The sequence below is a fragment of the Isoptericola sp. NPDC057191 genome (assembly GCF_042670225.1).
In the GTDB taxonomy this organism is placed as follows: Bacteria; Actinomycetota; Actinomycetes; order Actinomycetales; family Cellulomonadaceae; genus Isoptericola.
Genome location: NZ_JBHUWC010000080.1, coordinates 1 through 17,110 on the forward strand (window position 1 = coordinate 1; position 17,110 = coordinate 17,110).

17 protein-coding genes are annotated in these 17,110 nt (G+C 71.6%); 11 read left to right on the forward strand and 6 right to left on the reverse strand.

Annotated features, from left to right (window positions below; genetic code table 11):
- Positions 1-89: 89 nt before the first annotated feature.
- The gene (locus tag ACFT55_RS11635; RefSeq protein WP_380243992.1) at positions 90-1,181 is read right to left on the reverse strand and encodes an inositol-3-phosphate synthase; all 1,092 of its coding nucleotides are present in this window, start codon (positions 1,179-1,181) and stop codon (positions 90-92) included.
- A complete protein-coding gene (locus ACFT55_RS11640; RefSeq protein ID WP_380243993.1) occupies positions 1,178-1,852 on the reverse strand; it encodes a helix-turn-helix transcriptional regulator in 675 nt (224 codons plus the stop codon). Before ACFT55_RS11640 ends, ACFT55_RS11635 begins: the two co-directional genes overlap by 4 nt.
- Positions 1,853-2,163: 311 nt before the next feature.
- Here ACFT55_RS11640 and ACFT55_RS11645 point away from each other — a divergent pair, with 311 nt between their 5' ends.
- From ACFT55_RS11645 to rplI, 5 genes are all read left to right on the forward strand, one after another.
- Positions 2,164-4,698 carry a transglycosylase domain-containing protein gene (locus ACFT55_RS11645; RefSeq protein ID WP_380243994.1) on the forward strand — a complete coding sequence of 845 codons (2,535 nt, stop codon included), beginning with the start codon at positions 2,164-2,166 and terminating at the stop codon, positions 4,696-4,698.
- Positions 4,699-4,855: 157 nt separating this feature from the next.
- Positions 4,856-5,146, forward strand: coding sequence for a 30S ribosomal protein S6 (rpsF, locus tag ACFT55_RS11650; protein WP_380243995.1), 291 nt, complete (start codon positions 4,856-4,858; stop codon positions 5,144-5,146).
- A 105-nt stretch (positions 5,147-5,251) separates the two neighbouring features.
- Positions 5,252-5,803 (forward strand): single-stranded DNA-binding protein, encoded by a 552-nt coding sequence (locus tag ACFT55_RS11655; protein ID WP_380243996.1) that lies wholly within the window; start codon positions 5,252-5,254, stop codon positions 5,801-5,803.
- Between the two features lie 88 nt (positions 5,804-5,891).
- Positions 5,892-6,128, forward strand: a complete 237-nt coding sequence (gene rpsR, locus ACFT55_RS11660) for a 30S ribosomal protein S18 (RefSeq protein WP_100422261.1) — start codon at positions 5,892-5,894, stop codon at positions 6,126-6,128.
- A 19-nt stretch (positions 6,129-6,147) separates the two neighbouring features.
- Positions 6,148-6,594 carry a 50S ribosomal protein L9 gene (gene rplI / locus ACFT55_RS11665; protein ID WP_380243997.1) on the forward strand — a complete coding sequence of 149 codons (447 nt, stop codon included), beginning with the start codon at positions 6,148-6,150 and terminating at the stop codon, positions 6,592-6,594.
- Between the two features lie 63 nt (positions 6,595-6,657).
- Here the strand turns inward: rplI and ACFT55_RS11670 are convergent, their stop codons facing one another.
- Both ACFT55_RS11670 and ACFT55_RS11675 read right to left on the reverse strand, forming a co-directional pair.
- On the reverse strand, positions 6,658-7,323 hold the full coding sequence (locus tag ACFT55_RS11670; RefSeq protein WP_380243998.1) for a LuxR C-terminal-related transcriptional regulator: 666 nt from the start codon (positions 7,321-7,323) through the stop codon (positions 6,658-6,660).
- On the reverse strand, positions 7,311-8,609 hold the full coding sequence (locus tag ACFT55_RS11675) for a sensor histidine kinase (protein ID WP_380243999.1): 1,299 nt from the start codon (positions 8,607-8,609) through the stop codon (positions 7,311-7,313). The genes ACFT55_RS11670 and ACFT55_RS11675 overlap by 13 nt, the downstream gene beginning before the upstream one ends.
- Positions 8,610-8,790: 181 nt before the next feature.
- Here ACFT55_RS11675 and ACFT55_RS11680 point away from each other — a divergent pair, with 181 nt between their 5' ends.
- Positions 8,791-9,099 (forward strand): hypothetical protein, encoded by a 309-nt coding sequence (locus ACFT55_RS11680; RefSeq protein WP_380244000.1) that lies wholly within the window; start codon positions 8,791-8,793, stop codon positions 9,097-9,099.
- Positions 9,100-9,114: 15 nt separating this feature from the next.
- Here the strand turns inward: ACFT55_RS11680 and ACFT55_RS11685 are convergent, their stop codons facing one another.
- Positions 9,115-10,113 (reverse strand): LacI family DNA-binding transcriptional regulator, encoded by a 999-nt coding sequence (locus ACFT55_RS11685; RefSeq protein ID WP_380244001.1) that lies wholly within the window; start codon positions 10,111-10,113, stop codon positions 9,115-9,117.
- A 162-nt stretch (positions 10,114-10,275) separates the two neighbouring features.
- On the opposite strand from ACFT55_RS11685, the gene ACFT55_RS11690 reads away from it, so the two are divergent.
- From ACFT55_RS11690 to ACFT55_RS11710, 5 genes are read left to right on the forward strand one after another with little or no spacing between them, the layout of a single operon-like run.
- Complete coding sequence (locus ACFT55_RS11690) at positions 10,276-11,565, forward strand: ABC transporter substrate-binding protein (RefSeq protein WP_380244002.1); 1,290 nt, start codon at positions 10,276-10,278, stop codon at positions 11,563-11,565.
- 11 nt (positions 11,566-11,576) lie between these two features.
- Positions 11,577-12,521, forward strand: coding sequence for a carbohydrate ABC transporter permease (locus tag ACFT55_RS11695; protein ID WP_380244003.1), 945 nt, complete (start codon positions 11,577-11,579; stop codon positions 12,519-12,521).
- Positions 12,518-13,438, forward strand: a complete 921-nt coding sequence (locus ACFT55_RS11700; RefSeq protein ID WP_380244004.1) for a carbohydrate ABC transporter permease — start codon at positions 12,518-12,520, stop codon at positions 13,436-13,438. Before ACFT55_RS11695 ends, ACFT55_RS11700 begins: the two co-directional genes overlap by 4 nt.
- An 11-nt stretch (positions 13,439-13,449) precedes the next feature.
- Positions 13,450-15,381: a beta-L-arabinofuranosidase domain-containing protein gene (locus ACFT55_RS11705; protein ID WP_380244005.1), complete on the forward strand. Its 1,932-nt coding sequence runs from the start codon at positions 13,450-13,452 to the stop codon at positions 15,379-15,381.
- Complete coding sequence (locus tag ACFT55_RS11710; RefSeq protein WP_380244006.1) at positions 15,378-16,376, forward strand: phosphotransferase family protein; 999 nt, start codon at positions 15,378-15,380, stop codon at positions 16,374-16,376. Before ACFT55_RS11705 ends, ACFT55_RS11710 begins: the two co-directional genes overlap by 4 nt.
- 52 nt (positions 16,377-16,428) lie before the next feature.
- Here ACFT55_RS11710 and ACFT55_RS11715 read toward each other — a convergent pair.
- Positions 16,429-17,110, reverse strand: a 682-nt coding sequence (locus tag ACFT55_RS11715) for an MATE family efflux transporter (RefSeq protein WP_380244007.1), incomplete at its 5' end; no start/stop codon positions are given.

Genomic DNA, 17,110 nt, shown 5'->3' on the forward strand with positions numbered 1-17,110 from the left:
CCCGGGCACCGCGTGCGGTGCCCGGCTCCGTGGTCGTGCTGGTCGTGCTGGTCGTGCTGGTCGTGCCGTCCGGGAGCCGGACGCCGCGGTCAGCGCTCGACGTCGCCCTTGATGAACGCCTCGAGCTGGGCGCGGCCCGCGGTGTCCTCCATCTGCACGGGCGGGGACTTCATGAAGTAGGTCGACGCCGAGAGGATCGGGCCGCCGACGCCGCGGTCCAGCGCGATCTTGGCCGCACGGACGGCGTCGATGATGATGCCGGCCGAGTTGGGGGAGTCCCACACCTCGAGCTTGTACTCCAGGTTCAGGGGAACCTCGCCGAACGCGCGGCCCTCGAGGCGGACGTACGCCCACTTGCGGTCGTCGAGCCACGCGACGTAGTCCGACGGGCCGATGTGGACGTTGCGGTCCTCCTTCTTGCCGCCGAGCGCGCCGGTGAGGTTGGAGGTCACCGCCTGCGTCTTCGAGACCTTCTTCGACTCGAGGCGGTCGCGCTGCAGCATGTTCTTGAAGTCCATGTTGCCGCCGACGTTCAGCTGGTACGTGCGGTCGAGCACGACGCCGCGGTCCTCGAAGAGCTTCGCGAGCACGCGGTGCGTGATCGTGGCGCCGACCTGCGACTTGATGTCGTCGCCGACGATCGGCACGCCGGCGTCCTCGAACTTCTTGGCCCACTCGGGGTCGGAGGCGATGAAGACGGGCAGCGCGTTGACGAAGGCGACCTTCGCGTCGATCGCGCACTGCGCGTAGAACTTGTCCGCCTCCTCGGAGCCCACGGGCAGGTAGGAGACGAGGACGTCGACCTTCGCGTCCTTGAGGGCCTGCACGACGTCGACCGGCTCGGCGTCCGACTCGTCGATCGTGGCCGAGTAGTAGTCGCCGAGGCCGTCGAGCGTGTGGCCGCGCTGGACGACGACGCCCGTGGGCGGCACGTCGGCGAACTTGATGGTGTTGTTCTCCGAGGCGTGGATCGCCTCGGCGAGGTCGAACCCGACCTTCTTCGCGTCGACGTCGAACGCCGCCACGAACGCCAGGTCCCGGACGTGGTAGTCGCCGAGCTGCACGTGCATGAGGCCGGGGACGGTGTCGGTGGGGTCGGCGTCACGGTAGAAGTGCACGCCCTGGATCAGGGACGATGCACAGTTTCCGACACCGACGATGGCAACGCGGACGGAGGTCATCCTCGCTCCTTGTTTCTCTGGGCCGGGGCGTCCTGCACCCCGGCGCTGTGGTCGCGGGCGCGGCCGAGAGCACGGTCGCGTTCCGTGGTGATGAGTCCGTCGAGCCAGCGCACCTCGCGCTCGACCTGTTCGAGCCCGTGGCGCTGCAGCTCGAGGGTGTACTCGTCGAGCCGCTCGCGGGTGCGTGCGGCGGACTCTCGGACCGCCTCCAGCCGCTCGGTGAGCCGGGTGCGCCGGCCTTCGAGGATGCGGATGCGGGTCTCGGCGTCCGTCTGCGCGAAGAACGCGAAGCGGACGTCGAAGTTCTCGTCCTCCCAGGCGGCCGGGCCCGACGACGCGAGGACGGTCTGGAGATGCTCCTTGCCGTCCGCGGTCAGCCGGTACACGATCCGCCCGCGCCGACCCGACAGCGGTGCCTTGCCCGAAGACCTGGCACCGGGCTGGCGGGTCCCTGGCGTCCGGACCGCGGCCGCGGGGGCCTCGCGCTCGGTGGTCTCGATGAGGCCGCGGGCGACGAGAGACTTCAGCGCCGGGTAGAGGGTGCCGTAGGAGAACGCGCGGAACGAGCCGAGCAGCAGGTTGAGCCGCTTGCGCAGCTCGTACCCGTGCAGCGGGGCGGAGTTGAGCAGGCCGAGGATGGCCGTCTCGAGCACCACAGACCTGCTGCGCACGAGGGTTCCCCTCCCTGTCCGATTGTCCGTCCCTGCCGACCCGTCGTCACGACGTATCGAGTCGATACATCGCGAGAATAGGACTCGTCGACATGGTCGTGCAACGCCAGGCGTCCCGACGGCGCGTCCGGCGAGTTGTGAAGGTTCCGCGAAGCGCAGGCCAGAGGGGTGGGGACGGTCGGCGCAAACCGTCGCCCCAGGCCGCGGGGACTCCCGTCGGCCGTTCGGCATCGCCTAGTGTTCCCTGTGGTCCGCAGGCCGGCGTGCGCCCATCGAGAGCGCTGCCGGTCCCGCACGACGAAAGGCTTGACGTGGCGAGGAGACGTCGCTTCTGGAACTACCCGCGCCCGAACAAGGGCCCGGTGCAGCGCTGGCTGCCCTCGTGGCGCATCGTGCTCGGCACCGGCCTCACCGGCGTGGCGCTCGGCGCCGGCCTGTTCGTGGCCGCGTGGAGCACGACGACGATCCCGGACAACCTCTCCGCGGTCAACGACCAGGCCACGACCGTCTACTGGTCGAACGGCAAGCCCATGGGCACGTACGGCGAGCAGAAGCGCGAGCTCGTCAAGCTCGCCGACCTCCCGCCGTACGTCGGCAACGCCGTCGTCGCGTCCGAGGACAAGACGTTCTGGACCAACAGCGGCGTCGACGTCAAGGGCATCGCCCGCGCGGCCTACACGAACCTTACGAGCGGCACCACGCAGGGCGCGTCCACGCTGACGCAGCAGTACGTGGAGCGGTACTACATCGACACCACGAAGTCGTACGCCGGCAAGGCCCGCGAGGCGATCATCGCGCTCAAGGTGGCCCAGACGCAGCCCAAGGAAGAGGTGCTGGAGAACTACCTCAACACCATCTACTGGGGCCGGAGCACCTACGGCATCCAGGCGGCGTCGCAGGAGTACTTCGACAAGGACGCCAAGGACCTCACGCCGTCCGAGGCCGCGCTGCTCGCCGGCATCATCCCCTCGCCGAACAACTGGGACCCGTCCGTCAACGAGAAGCAGGCGAAGATCCGCTGGGAACGCGGCATCAACCGGATGTACGAGCAGGGCTACATCACGGCGGACGAGCACGCGAAGGCGAAGTTCCCCAAGTTCCAGAAGAAGAAGGAAGCGACGAACACCTGGGGCGGGCAGAAGGGGTACCTGCTCGCCGCGGTGCGCAAGGAGCTCATCCGCACCGACAGCAACCCCGACGGCCCGTTCTCCGAGGAGGACCTCGACACCCGCGGCCTGAAGATCACCACGACGATCGACCAGAAGCTGCAGAACGCCGCGGTCGACGTCGAGAAGTCGCTGCACGAGGACGGCCCCTACGGCAAGGCGAGCAAGAAGACCCGCATGTCGCTCGTGTCGATGGACCCGCAGACCGGCGCCGTGAAGGCGCTGTACGGCGGGCCGGACTACGTCAAGCAGTCGCTCAACACGGCCACCCAGGACACGGTGCAGGCCGGGTCGACCTTCAAGCCGTTCACGCTCATCGGCGCGCTCGAGGAGGGGCACACCCTCGACGAGAAGTACGACGGCAACTCGCCGTTCTACTACAAGGACCCGGATTCCGGGGAGGTGTGGGAGCCGCAGAACTTCGGCGGGTACAGCTACGGGCAGATCGACCTCACCAAGGCGACGGCGAACTCGGTGAACTCGGTCTACGGAGCGCTCAACATCGAGATCGGCCCGAAGAAGACGGCGGAGGTCGCGCACCGCGCCGGGATCCGGGAGAGCACGCAGATCGACCCGGTGCCGTCGAACGTGCTCGGCACGGCTGACGTGTACCCGATCGACCTGGCCCGGGCGTACTCGACGATCGCGGCGGGCGGCTACCGCACGACGCCCCACGTCGTGTCGAAGGTGACCACCCTGGACGGCAGCGTCGTCTACAAGGGGCCGACGGAGCAGAAGAAGGAGTTCGACGCGGACGCCATCACGGCCGCGACGTACGCGATGACCAAGGTCGTGGAGGAGGGCTCCGGCGAGCCCGCCCAGGAGCTCGGCCGCCCCGTCGCCGGCAAGACCGGCACGTCGAACGACAACAAGTCGGCGTGGTTCGCGGGCTTCGTCCCGCAGCTCACCACCGTCGTCGGCCTGCGCCAGTACACGACCCTGGACCTCGAGGCCGGGAAGATGGGTGGCCAGGACCAGATCCACCCGTTCGGCGACTACCCGGAGATCACCGGTGGTTCCTGGCCGGTGCGCGCGTGGACCGACTTCATGGAGGTCGCGACCGACGGCATGGACGTCGAGGAGTTCCCCGAGTACGTGCCGCCGCAGCCCACGTACACGCCGACGCCCACCCCCTCCGAGACGGAGGAGGAGACGGTCACGGTCCCGGACAACCTCATCGGGCAGGACGTCGCGGCGGTCACGACGCAGCTGGAGCAGCTGGGGCTGAAGGTGCGCACCCAGGCGCAGAACAGCGACGACCCGAAGGGCACCGTGCTGCAGTACTCGGGGGCGGGCCAGGAGGTGCCGAAGGGCACCACCATCACGCTCGTCGTCTCGACCGGTCAGCCGGACCAGCCCGCACAGGTCGTGGTGCCGAACGTCGTGGGGATGCCCCGCACCACCGCCGAGCAGGCGCTCAACGGCGGCCAGCTGAAGGCGAAGGTGCAGGAGGAGTTCAGCGACCAGGCCGTGGGCCAGGTCATCGCCATGTACCCGGGCTCCGGCACCAGCGTCGACCCCGGGTCGACCGTGACGATCGTCGTGTCCAAGGGACCGCAGGACAACGGGAACGGCAACGGGAACGGCAACGGGAACCAGACGACCCCGACCCCGACGCCGACCTCGACCCCCACCGACGACGGTGGCGACGGCCTCCTCGGCGGGATCGACGACAACTGACCGATTTCCGGGACGCCCGCACCAGCGGGTATCCTGGTCGACTGGCTGTGCCCGCCGTCTCGGACCGTTCCGGGGTGGGGTGCGGCCGACGCACGAATGAACCCTCCTGTCACGGAACGACCGTGACCGCTGAGACCAGAGGAGGTGGGTTGAACACATGCGTCAGTACGAGCTGATGGTGATCCTGGACCCGGAGGTCGAGGAGCGCACCGTGGCCCCGTCGCTGGAGAAGTACCTGTCGGTCATCTCGACCGAGGGTGGCTCCGTCGACAAGGTCGACATCTGGGGTCGTCGCCGCATGGCGTACGACATCAACAAGCGTTCCGAGGGCATCTACGCCGTCGTCGACTTCACGTCGACGCCGGACACCGCGAAGGAGCTGGACCGCCAGCTCGGCCTGAACGAGGCCGTGCTGCGCACCAAGATCCTGCGCACCGACGCCCGCTGAGACCTGAACCGAATCTCTGCCCCCGTCGCGGGCGGCGTCCCTCGGGATGTCGGCGCCCCGTGATGGGATCCCCTCACGACTCTCGGACGAACGAAGGAGCTTGGCATGGCTGGTGAGACCGTCATCACGGTCGTCGGAAACCTGGTCGCGGACCCGGAGCTGCGCTTCACCCCGTCAGGGGCTGCCGTCGCCAACTTCCGCATCGCGTCCACGCCGCGCACGTTCGATCGTCAGACCAACGAGTGGAAGGACGGCGAGGCGCTGTTCCTCGCCTGCTCGGTCTGGCGCGAGGCCGCGGAGAACGTGGCCGAGACGCTGACGAAGGGCATGCGCGTCATCGTGCAGGGCCGTCTGACGCAGCGCTCGTACGAGACCCGCGAGGGGGAGAAGCGCACCGTCGTGGAGCTGCAGGTCGACGAGGTCGGCCCGTCGCTGAGGTACGCCTCGGCGAAGGTCACCCGCGCCCAGCGTTCCGGTGGCGGCGGCGGCTTCGGCGGTGGCGGCGGCAACCAGGGGGGCGGCTACGGCGGCCCCCAGGGTGGCGGCCAGCCCGGCGGAGGCTTCGGTTCTTCCGGCGGCGGTCAGAGCAACGACCCGTGGGCCACGGCCGGTCCCGCCTCCTCCGGTGGCGGATTCTCGGACGAGCCCCCGTTCTGATCGACGCCTGTCCCCAGATCACCTGTCCTCCGACGTCGGCCTCGCGGCCGGCGCGACGTGAGGACTGCACCTGAAAAGGAGCAACACCATGGCGAAGCCTGTGGTGCGCAAGCCCAAGAAGAAGGCCAACCCGCTCAAGACGGCCAAGATCGAGTCCGTCGACTACAAGGACACCGCGCTGCTGCGCAAGTTCATCTCCGACCGCGGCAAGATCCGCGCGCGTCGCGTGACCGGCGTCTCCGTCCAGGAGCAGCGCCAGATCGCCCGTGCCGTGAAGAACGCCCGTGAGATGGCGCTGCTGCCGTACTCGTCCTCGGCCCGCTGACCGGAAGGATCACTGAATCATGTCGAAGCTGATCCTGACCCACGAGGTCACCGGTCTTGGTGAGCCCGGCGACGTCGTCGAGGTGAAGGACGGGTACGCCCGGAACTTCCTCATCCCGCGCCGTCTGGCCACCCCGTGGACCAAGGGCGCCGAGTCGCAGGTCTCCGCGATCCGCAAGGCTCGCAAGGCCCGCGAGATCGCCACGCTGGACGAGGCCAAGGCGGTGGCCGACTCGCTCAACGCGAAGACGGTCGTCGTCACGGCGCACGCCGGTGAGTCCGGCCGTCTGTTCGGTGCCGTCACCACCGGTGACATCGCCGACGCGGTCGCCGCCTCCGGCCAGCAGGTGGACAAGCGCAAGATCGAGATCGGCCAGCCGATCAAGACGACCGGTGAGTACACCGTGTCGGTGCGCCTGCACCCCGAGGTCTCCGCGAAGATCTCCGTCAAGGTCGTCGCCGGCTGAACGCCTGACACCTGACGCACGTCGGCCCGGTCCCCCTGCGAGGGGGCCGGGCCGTCGTGCGTCTCAGCGCCGGGCCGCGAGGTAGCGCAGCACGGCCATGACCCGGCGGTCGGCGTCGTCGTCGGGGGCGAGCCCGAGCTTCGCGAAGATCGAGCGGACGTGCTTGTGCACGGCGCCGGCCGAGACGACGAGGCGCGCGGCGATCGCGGCATTCCCGAGGCCCTCGGCCATGAGGCCGAGCACCTCCAGCTCCCGGGGCGTGAGCGGGGCGAGGGGGTCGCCGCGCGAGCGCAGCACGAGCAGCTGCGCGACCACCTCGGGGTCGACCGCCGTCCCCCCGGCCGCGACCCGGGCGAAGCTCGCCAGGAAGTCGTCGACCCGCCCGACCCGCTCCTTCAGCAGGTAGCCGAGACCCCCGGAGCGGTCGTGGAGCAGGTCGGTCACGAAGGCCTGCTCGACGTACGCGGACAGGACGAGGAGACCGATGCCGGGCCGGAGCGCACGGGCGGCGACGGCGGTCCGGATCCCCTCGTCCGTGTGGGTCGGCGGCATGCGGACGTCGAGGACGGCCACGTCCACGGTGCGCCCCGCGGCCAGCTCGCGGCGCAGGGCGCCCAGCAGGGCCTCGCCGTCGCCGACCGCGGCGACGACGTCGTGCCGTTCGCCGTCGAGCAGCATCCGCAGGCCCTCGCGCAGGAGGGTGTCGTCCTCGGCGATCAGGACGCGCACGGCACCTCCACCTCCAGCCGCGTGGGGCCGCCCGGAGGGCTCGTGACCCGCATCGAGCCGTCGAGGGCCCGGACGCGCGCGGCGATGCCGCGCAGCCCCGTGCCGCCGGCGTGACCGCCCCCGACCGTGGCACCGCCGACGCCGTCGTCCTCGATGACGAGACGCGCCACGGGCGCCCCGTCCCGGGTGGCGGGCGCGAGGTCGACGGAGCACGACGTGGCCGAGGCGTGCCGGGAGACGTTGGCCAGGCCCTCAGCCGCGACGTGGTACAGCGCGGACTCGACGGCCGCGGGGAGGGGCGTCGCCACCGCGGCCGTGACGCGGCACGGGACGTCGGTCGACGCGGCGAGCCCCGCGAGGGCGCCCTCGATCCCACGCTCCGCGAGCACGGGCGGCCGGATGCCGCGCACCACGGTGCGCAGCTGGTCGAGGGCCTCCTCGGCGGCCGTCTGCGCCGCGCCGAGGGCGTCGAGGGCGGGGCCCACGTCCGCCCCGGGCGCGAGCGCGGCGACGCGGCGGTGCGCCACCCCGAGCATGACGCTGACGCCGACGACGCGGCTCTGCGCGCCGTCGTGCAGCGCGCGCTCGATCCGTTCGAGCTCCGCGGTGTGGGCGTCGAGCGCCGCCGCCCGGGAGCGGGTCAGCTCCGCCACCCGGAGCGAGGCGTCGACGGAGGGGGAGGGCGTGAGGAGCGACCGGGCGAGACGTACCTCGAGGGCGGCGACGGCGGGGGCCACGGCGACCACCGCGACGCACCAGGCGGCTCCTCCCGCGAGGACGGCGAGGGCTCCGCCCCAGGTGGTCACGGGGTGGCCGAGGGCGGTCCCGGCCTCGCCGGCGGGGATCAGCCGCCACCACAGCACGAAGGTCAGGTCGCGCAGCGCGAGGACGACCATGACGAGGACCAGGACGCTGAGCAGGAGGCCGACGGTCCCGTGAGCCACGCACCAGGCGAGGTCACGGCGCGTCGCGGGGTCCCGGAGCACGGCCGTCCGTGCGGTGCCGCGCACCGGGGACCTGCTCGCCGGGGCCAGGCCGTAGGGGGAGACGACGGTGACGCCGGCACGCGCCAGCCGGGACCGTTCCAGCGTGCCGACACGGCGCAGGAGAGCGGCTGTGGCGGGCCAGGCGAGCAGCCCGACGCCGACCAGGGAGGTGAGGGCCACCAGCAGGACGACGAGCGTGGCGGCGAAGGCCAGAGCCTGGGTGACGAGCCCGCCGCCGATCGTCTCGACGGCCGGGAGCAGCCGTCCGCCGGTGATGGCCCCGGCCGCGTTCCTCCGCACCACTCCGCCCCCTCGTCGTCCCGCCCACCGTAGGCGACGGCCCTCGTCGGCGGCGCCTGACGGCGGCAAAGGTAGCGCGTGCACCACCGCGGAGACGGCAGCAGGCGGGATGGGTCGCGGGCACGCGCATGCCTAGCGTCGAACGAGACGCCGCACGGTGCGGCGTCGGGAGGAGGGAACGATGGCCGAGGTCGACGAGAGTCGGTACGACAGCCCGGGGCTAGGGCTCCGGCTGGTCGCGTGGACCGCGCTGGTGGTCGGGGTGCTCGTCAACGTCGCCGTCGCGTTCCTGCTGGTCACGCCCCAGGTGATCGCGGCGGTCCCGAGGTTCCAGGAGCTCACCGTGTGGTGGCCCGAGCTGCCGGACGTACCCGGTCCGCCGCTGCTGCTCCAGCTCGTCTCGGGGGTGCCGGCCGTGGTCGCGGCCGGGTACCTCGTCGTGGACCGGACCAGGCGCCGCCGCGGCACCGGCCGGCGTGGTCGCGCCTGACGGCGGCCTGGGGGATCAGGTCGACAGCCGGGGCACGAGGATGCAGTCGACGAGCTCGACGCCGCCCGGTACGTCCTCCCCGCCGATCTTGCGGACGAGCAGCTCGGCCGCGCGGCGGCCGACCGCCCGCAGGTTGAGGTCCACCGAGGTGATGCTGGGCCGGGCGGCCTCGACGATGACGTCCCAGTTGTCGACGCCGACGACGCCCACGGCGCCGGGCGCGTCGACGCCGTTCTCGCGCAGGCACTCGAGGACGCCGCGCGCGATCTGGTCGTTCGCGCAGAAGACCCCGTCGAACGTGGTGGTCCCGAGGAGCCGGCGCGCCGCCTCGTAGCCCCACCGCTCGGTCCACTCGCCGTACAGCACCTCGCCCCCGGCGAGCTCGGCCCCGAGCTCGCCGAGGGCACGGGTCGCGCCCTCGACGCGGTGGTTGCTCGCCGTGTGGCGCCGGGGGCCGACGACGACGGCGATGCGACGACGGCCGGTGCCCACGAGGTGCGCGATCGCCCGGGCGGCGCCACCGGCGTCGTCCGGGACCACGGAGACGTCGTCCGGGTCCTGGGACGGCGACAGCGCGTACACCGCGGGGACGCCGAGGAGCGACGTGATCGACGTCCGCGCGTCGCTGGTGCGGCCGGCGACGATGATGCCGTCGACGTGACGGCTGCGAAGCGTCTGGACATAGTGCCGCTCGCGGATCGGGTCGCCCCGGCTCTCGGCGAGGAGCATCGAGATCTCACCGGCGCCAAAGGTGTCCTCCGCGCCGGTGAGGATCGGGATGGTGAACCGGCCGTAGGAGTCGGTCGAGAGCACGCCCACGATGAACGAACGCCCTTCCGCCTGGGCGCGCGCGTCAGGACCCGGCTCGAAGCCGAGCGCCGCGGCGGCGTCGAGGACCCGCCGTCGGGTGTCGTCGCTCAGCTGACCGCGGCCGTTGAGCGCCTTGGAGACAGTCCCGACCGAGACACCGCTGGACTCGGCGACCTGCGCCAACGTCACGCGTCCGTGCGCCATGCCCGTCCTTCCCTCGCTCTGCCGACCCTCATGACGGCAACGTTTCCGCATCATAGGGCAGGTTGGGCCGCCTGTGCCGTTGACAGCACGGCAACGCACGGAATAGTTTGCCGGAAACGCGCGGCACAGTTGCCGCACGTCTCCCGACGAAGGAGATCGACGATGAAGCCTTCCCTCCGGCGACGCAGGCTGGCCCTGCTCGTGGTCACCGCCCTGGCTGCCACCCCCGTGCTCGCCGCGTGCGGCGCGGACGACGGTGCCGGCGACGGCGGGCCCGTCACGCTCGACGTGTGGGCCCGCGACGGCGACAACTCCCTCGACAAGCAGGTGGCGGCCTTCGAGAAGGCGCACCCTGACATCGCGGTCGACGTCACCCTGGTCAACAACGACCAGTACCTGACGAAGTTCGCGAACTCCATCCGCGCCGGCTCGGTGCCGGACCTCATCGACTTCGACATCATCAACGCGCCCCTGCTGGCGACGCAGGGACAGCTCCTCGACATCACGGACAAGACGAACGGGCTGCCGAACCTCTCCGACGTCGCCACGGCGGGGGTCGACATCGGCACGCTCGACGACGCCGTGTACTCCCTGCCGGTGGCCCTCACGGGCTCGCAGATGTTCTGGAACAAGAAGCTCTTCACCGAGGCGGGGCTCGACCCCGACACACCGCCGAAGGACCTTGCCCAGGTCAAGGCCTACGCCGAGAAGATCCAGGCGCTCGGTGACGACATCACGGGCTTCTCGACGATCGGCGGCGTCGGGCAGGCGTTCACGGGGTTCCCGAGCGGGTGGGCGGACGGCGGGGACGTCTTCACCGAGGCGGGACCGGACCAGACGAGCACCTTCGACGACCCGGCGATGGTCGGCATGGTGTCCTGGTACCAGGACATGTGGGAGTCGGGGCTGATGCAGCCGACCGACGAGCCCAACCAGGACCCGGGCAACGTCGGCAGCCAGAACGCCCTCGCGGGCAAGGTGGGCATCATGTTCACCGGCGCCAACGTGTTCGCCGGGCACGAGGACGAGTTCGGCTCCGCGGCGGGCATCCCTGGCAGCGACGGCGAGCTCGCGTCGTTCCTGGGCGGCAACCAGGCCGCCATCCCGCTCGGCTCGGAGCACCCGGACGAGGCCTGGACGCTCCTCGAGTGGCTCGTCACCGACCGCGAGGCGGCGACGATCAACGGCGAGGCCGGCTGGATCGCGCCGGACCTGAAGCTCGCCGACGACCTCGCCGAGGACGAGTGGTCGACGAACCGGGTCGGTTCGCTGGCCGTCGGGAAGCTCCCGAAGTCGATCGCCTACTTCGCGACCATCAACGACCCCAACGGTCCGTGGGCGCAGAACTCGCAGGCGGCGATCTTCCAGGGCGCCGACCCGAAGACCGCGCTCGAGAAGGCGGCGCAGCAGGCGGACCAGCTCATCGCCGACGCGTACAACCAGGTGGGCTGAGGCGATCTCCGATGGTCGTCGCACACGCTCCCGTGACGCGCGCTCTGCCGCGGCCCGGCGTCGGACGCCGCCGGGCCGCCGGCCGCAGGGCGGCGCTCGGCCTGCTGCTGGTCTCCCCGGCTCTGCTGCTCTCCCTCGTCTTCTTCGTGGTCCCGCTCGTCCTGCTCGTGGTCATGTCGTTCGCCGACTGGCCCCTGCTGGGCCAGGTGCGTCCCGCCGGCCTGGCGAACTATGCGCGGGCGCTCGGTGACGACACCTTCGCGCGCGCCCTCCTGTTCTCCGTGCTCTTCACCGTCGCCCTCGTGCCGCTGTCGCTGCTGGTCTCCTACGCCGCGGCGGTCATTGTGCGCGGCGAAGGACGCGTGGTGTCGTTCGTGCGTACCGCGTTCTTCGTGCCGGTCGTCATCGGCTTCACGGCGGCCGCCTACATGGCTTCGGTGATGCTCATGCCGGGCACGGGGGTGCTGAACGTGCTCTTCCGGTCGCTCGGCCTGTCCGACGGGCAGACCGCCTGGTTCACGGACCCGACGCGCGCGTTCTGGGCCATCGTCGCGCTGACGGTCTGGAAGGGCATGGGCGTCGCGATGATCCTGCTGATGGCCGGCATGCAGGCGGTTCCCGGTGAGGTGTACGACGCGGCGAAGATCGACGGGGCGGGCTGGTGGCGCCGGGAGGTGTCCGTGACGTTCCCGCTCATCCGCCGGCAGTTCGCGCTGTGCCTCATCCTCGCGGTGTCGGGCACCCTGCTCGTGTTCGACCAGTTCTTCGTGCTCACCAAGGGCGGCCCGAGCGGCGCCACCACCACGGCCGTGATGTACACGTACGCGCAGTCGTTCGTGCGGTACAACCTCGGCTACGGGGCGGCGCTGTCGATGATCATCACGGCGATCATCCTCGCGCTCGCCGTGATCCAGCTGCGCGCCCTGCGGGCGGGTGGCGGGGAGGCGCAGTCATGACCACGCTCACCCGGACCACTACAGGCGCCGGCGCCCCCGTCCGTCGAGGGAGCGAGCCGCGGGCGGGCGGCGGCCACCGATCGCTGTCCTCGGCCGCCTACCTGGTCGGCGGTACCGTCCTGGCGCTCGCGTCCCTCGCGCCCGTCCTGTACATCGCCCTGCGCTCGTTCCTCCCGCCGTCCGCGGACGCCGACGGCATCGGCTGGGGGTCGCTGCTCGACCTCACGGCAGCGAACTACGCGCGGATCTTCGACCCGTCCGTCGGCATCACGACCTACGTGCGCAACTCCTTCGTCGTCGCGATCAGCGTGGCGCTGTTGACCGGGCTCGTCGCCACGCTCGCGGGGTACGCGCTCTCCCGCCTGCGGTTCCCGCTCGCGGCGCTGGTCTTCGTCGTCCTCCTCGGGCCGATGGTGGTGCCGTACCAAGGCCTCCTCACCCCGCTGTCGATCGTGCTCGGCAAGCTGGGCCTGCTGGACTCGCTCACAGGCGTCGTCCTCGTCCTGGTCACGCTCCAGCTGCCGTTCTCCGTGTTCGTGATGCGCAACACGCTCGACGGCATCCCCGTGGAGCTGGAGGAGGCGGCGCAGCTCGACGGCGCCGGCCTCGGACGGCTCCTGCGGTCCGTCATGGTGCCTCTCGCGTGGCCGGGTGTCGTCACGGTCTGCCTGTTCGGCTTCATGGCGGGGTGGAACGACCTGCTGAGCTCCGTGGTCTTCCTGTCGAGCGAGGACAAGTACACGTTGCCCCTTGCGCTCACGAACATCACGACGTCGTTCAAGATCCCGGGCGTGCAGATCGTCGACCCAGGTCTCCTCACGGCGACCGCCTGCGTCGCGACCGTCCCCGTCGTCATCCTCTTCCTCGCGCTCCAGCGCTACTACACCAAGGGCCTCATCGGGGGTTCGATCAAGTGAAAGGTTCCACCGTGAACACTCCTGCCACGCCGTCGGGCACCACGTCGCGGGCCCCCGCCGGGCGCGAGCTGCCTCTCGGCGCGATCACCCCGCGCGGCTGGCTGCGCGACCAGCTCCGCCTCCAGGCCGACGGCCTGACCGGCCAGCTCGAGAAGATCTGGCCCGACGTCGGTCCGACCAACGCCTGGCGCGGCGGCGCCGAGGGGGAGGACTGGGAGCGCGGCCCCTACTACCTCGACGGCCTGCTGCCGCTGGCCCACGTGCTCGAGGACGAGGCCCTGCTCGCGCAGGTGCAGCCCTGGGTCGAGGCGATCCTCGCCTCCCAGCGGGAGGACGGCTTCTTCGGCCCGACGACGAACGACGACTGGTGGCCGCGCATGGTCGCCCTCAAGGTCCTCACCCAGCACGCGGACGCCACCGGCGACGAGCGTGTCGTGCCGTTCCTGCAGCGGTACTTCCGCCATCAGCTGGAGCACCTCCCGGGCCGTCCGCTGCGTTCGTGGGGCAGGGCGCGCGGTGCCGACAACGCCCTGTCCGTGTGGTGGTTGCACCACCGCACGGGCGAGGAGTGGCTGCTCGACCTCGTCGACCTTCTCGACGTCCAGACGATCCAGTGGGACGACTACCTCGGCGGTGACCTCATCACCGGGGCGGCGCGCGTCTTCTCGCACCGCATCCACGGGCCGAACGTCGCCATGGGTCTCAAGAAGGGTGCGGTCGACTGGGTGCGCGACGGCGACGACGCGCGCCGGGCCGCCACGGAGCGCTCGTTCGCGAACCTCGACCGCTGGCACGGGCAGGCGCACGGCTGGTTCTCGGGCGACGAGTGGCTCGGTGGCCCGGAGGCGGCGGCCGGCATCGAGACCTGCCAGGTCGTCGAGATGATGTTCACCTGCGGGGTGCTCGCCGCCACGTTCGGCGACGGCGTGCAGGGCGACCGGCTGGAGTCGCTGGCCTTCAACCTGCTGCCCGCGTCGTGCGACCCGCGCATGCTGGCGCACCAGTACCACCAGCAGGCGACCCAGCTCGAGGTGTCGGTGGCACGCCGTGACTGGTCGTTCTCCTCCGACGACGCGAACCTGTTCGGGCTCGAGCCGCACTTCGGGTGCTGCACGGCGAACTTCCACCAGGGATGGCCGAAGTTCGTGCGGAACCTGTGGATGCGGGCCGACGACGGCGGCCTGCGCGCGGTCGCGTACGCGCCTGCGGTGGTGCGCACCGACGTCGGCGGCGACCCGGTGACCGTCTCCGTCGAGACCGCCTACCCGTTCGAGGAGACGATCGGCGTCGTCGTCGACACGGAGCGCGTCGAGCCTTTCGACCTGCAGCTGCGGGTGCCCGGCTGGGCGACGACGTTCGACCTCACCGTGGACGGAGAGGCTGTCGACGTCGTACCGGTGGACGGGTACGTGACCGTGCGGCGCTCGTGGGCGGGCGGCGCGGACGTGCGTCTCGTGCTGCCGATGGCCCCGCGCGTCGTGCGCCGGGCGCGCCAGGCGGCTGCCGTGTTCCTCGGGCCGCTGTCGATGGTGCACCCGCTGGGCGAGAACTGGGTCGAGGTGCCGGGAGCGCCCGGCCTCGGCGAGTGGGAGGTCCACCGCCGCACGTCGTGGAACAAGGCTCTGGCGGACGTCGCGCACGCCGCGTCGTGGGAGGTGGAGCGCACCGCCGTCCGCGAGGTCCCGTGGGGGCTGACGGGCCCACGGCCCGGCGAGGGATCGCCGGTCAAGGTGCACGCGCCGGGCGCCCGGGCCACCGAGTGGCGGGCACAGGGCGTGGACGCGCCGCCCCCGCCTCCCAGCCCGCTGCTGGAGCGGGGCGCAGGAGACGACGTCACCCTCGTGCCCTACGGCCTTGCCCGCCTGCGCGTGGCCGAGTTCCCGGTCGTCGGGAGCTGGGCCGACCGCGACGACCCGGACGACCCGCAGTACGCCCAGGCATGACGAGGGCTGCCGCCGTCGGTGACGGGCCGCCCCTCGATCCGGTGCTGCTGCGGATCCTGGAGGCGGCCGGTCTCCCGGCGACAGGCCGATTCGTGCCCAAGGCCGGCTGGGTGAGCACGGCGTGGGTCGGTGATGCCGTCGTCGTCCGGCTGAACACCGACGAGCGGTTCCGCGACGCCTATCGCCACGAGGCGAGGGTCGTCGACCTGCTCGCCGGCAGCGAGGTGCCGCACGCCCGGCACCTCGCCCACGGCGACGGCCCGGACGGGCCGTGGGCGGTCTCCGAACGTCTGCCCGGCCGGTCCCTGTACGACGCGTGGCCCACGGCGGGCCTGCGGACGCGCCGGTCGACCATCGAGAGCCTCGGCTCGGCGTTGCGCGCGCTCCACCGCGTCGCCGCTCCTGCCGACCTGATGCCGCCCTGGTTGACCGGTGCGCTCTCCGGCGGCCCGTGGCCGGCGTTCCACCCGCCCGTGGTCGGTGCGACCCTCCGGCAGGTCGAGGCTGCCCGGCGGCAGCCCGACCACGACCCGCGCCTGCTCGCGGACGTCGACGCGTGGGTCCGGGAGCGGCTGGCCCTGTTCGCCGCCGACCCGCCCGTCCTCGTCCACGGCGACCTGCACGGATCGAACCTGATCGTCGACCGAGGACGCGTCACCGGCCTGATCGACTTCGCGGAGGCGGTGGCCCAGCCGGCCGACGTCGAGCTCGACACCATCCTTCGGTGGTGCGCGAGAGCTCGAGAGTTCCCGCCCACGCCGGACGCCCGAGGGCTCGACGAGACCACGCTGGCGGAGGTCCCCGGATGGCTGCACGGCGCATATCCGGAGCTGTTCGAGCGCGAGCACCTGCGCGAGCGCCTGAACTTCTACGACATGTACGGAGAGCTCAGCCTGGCCGCGCACCACCCTCTGCCCGACGGCCGTGCCGCGGCGCGGGTCCGCGTCGCGCGCCTGCTGTCCGGCCACAACCATCTGGACGGCCTCGCCTGGTAGGTGCCGCCCCTGCCCGCCCGTCCGTCGACACGTCCATGACGGGCCGGCGACGTCAGGCGCCCGTCACCATCCAGCGGTCCCCGCGCGCTCGCAGCCCGGTCGTCAGGGCGCGGGCCAGCATGAAGACGCCGGCGAACGCGCCCCAGAGCCACGCGAGCCCGATCGCGCCGTCGGGTGCCCATGCCCGTACGGCGAGGGCGAAGGGCACGTAGACGACGAGCGTGAGCATGCCCGCCCACGCCAGGAACCGGCCGTCACCGGCCCCGATGAGGACGCCGTCGAGCACGAACACCCAGCCCGCCATCGGCATCAGGACGCCGGTCACGACCAGACCGGCGGTGATCGCGACGCGCACGTCGTGGTCGGACGTGAACAGCGGCGCGACCCACCACCCGGACACGGCGAACACGACGCCGATGACGACGCCCGCGCCGACGCCCCACTGCAGGGAGCGGCGCAGCACCGCCCGCACCCGGTCGACGTCGCCCGAGCCGAGCCCATGACCCACCAGGGCCTGACCCGCGATCGCGAGGGCGTCGAGCGCGAACGCCGCCAGCCCCCACAGGCTGTTGACGACCTGGTAGCCGGCCAGCGCCGCCGCCCCCAGGCTGGTCGCCACGGCCACCGTCAGCAGGATCGCCAGTCGCAGCGACGCCGTCCGGACGAAGAGCGGTGCCCCCGCTCGGGCGTTCGCCCAGATGCCGGCGTGGTGCGGGCGCAGCGACGCGTGGTGG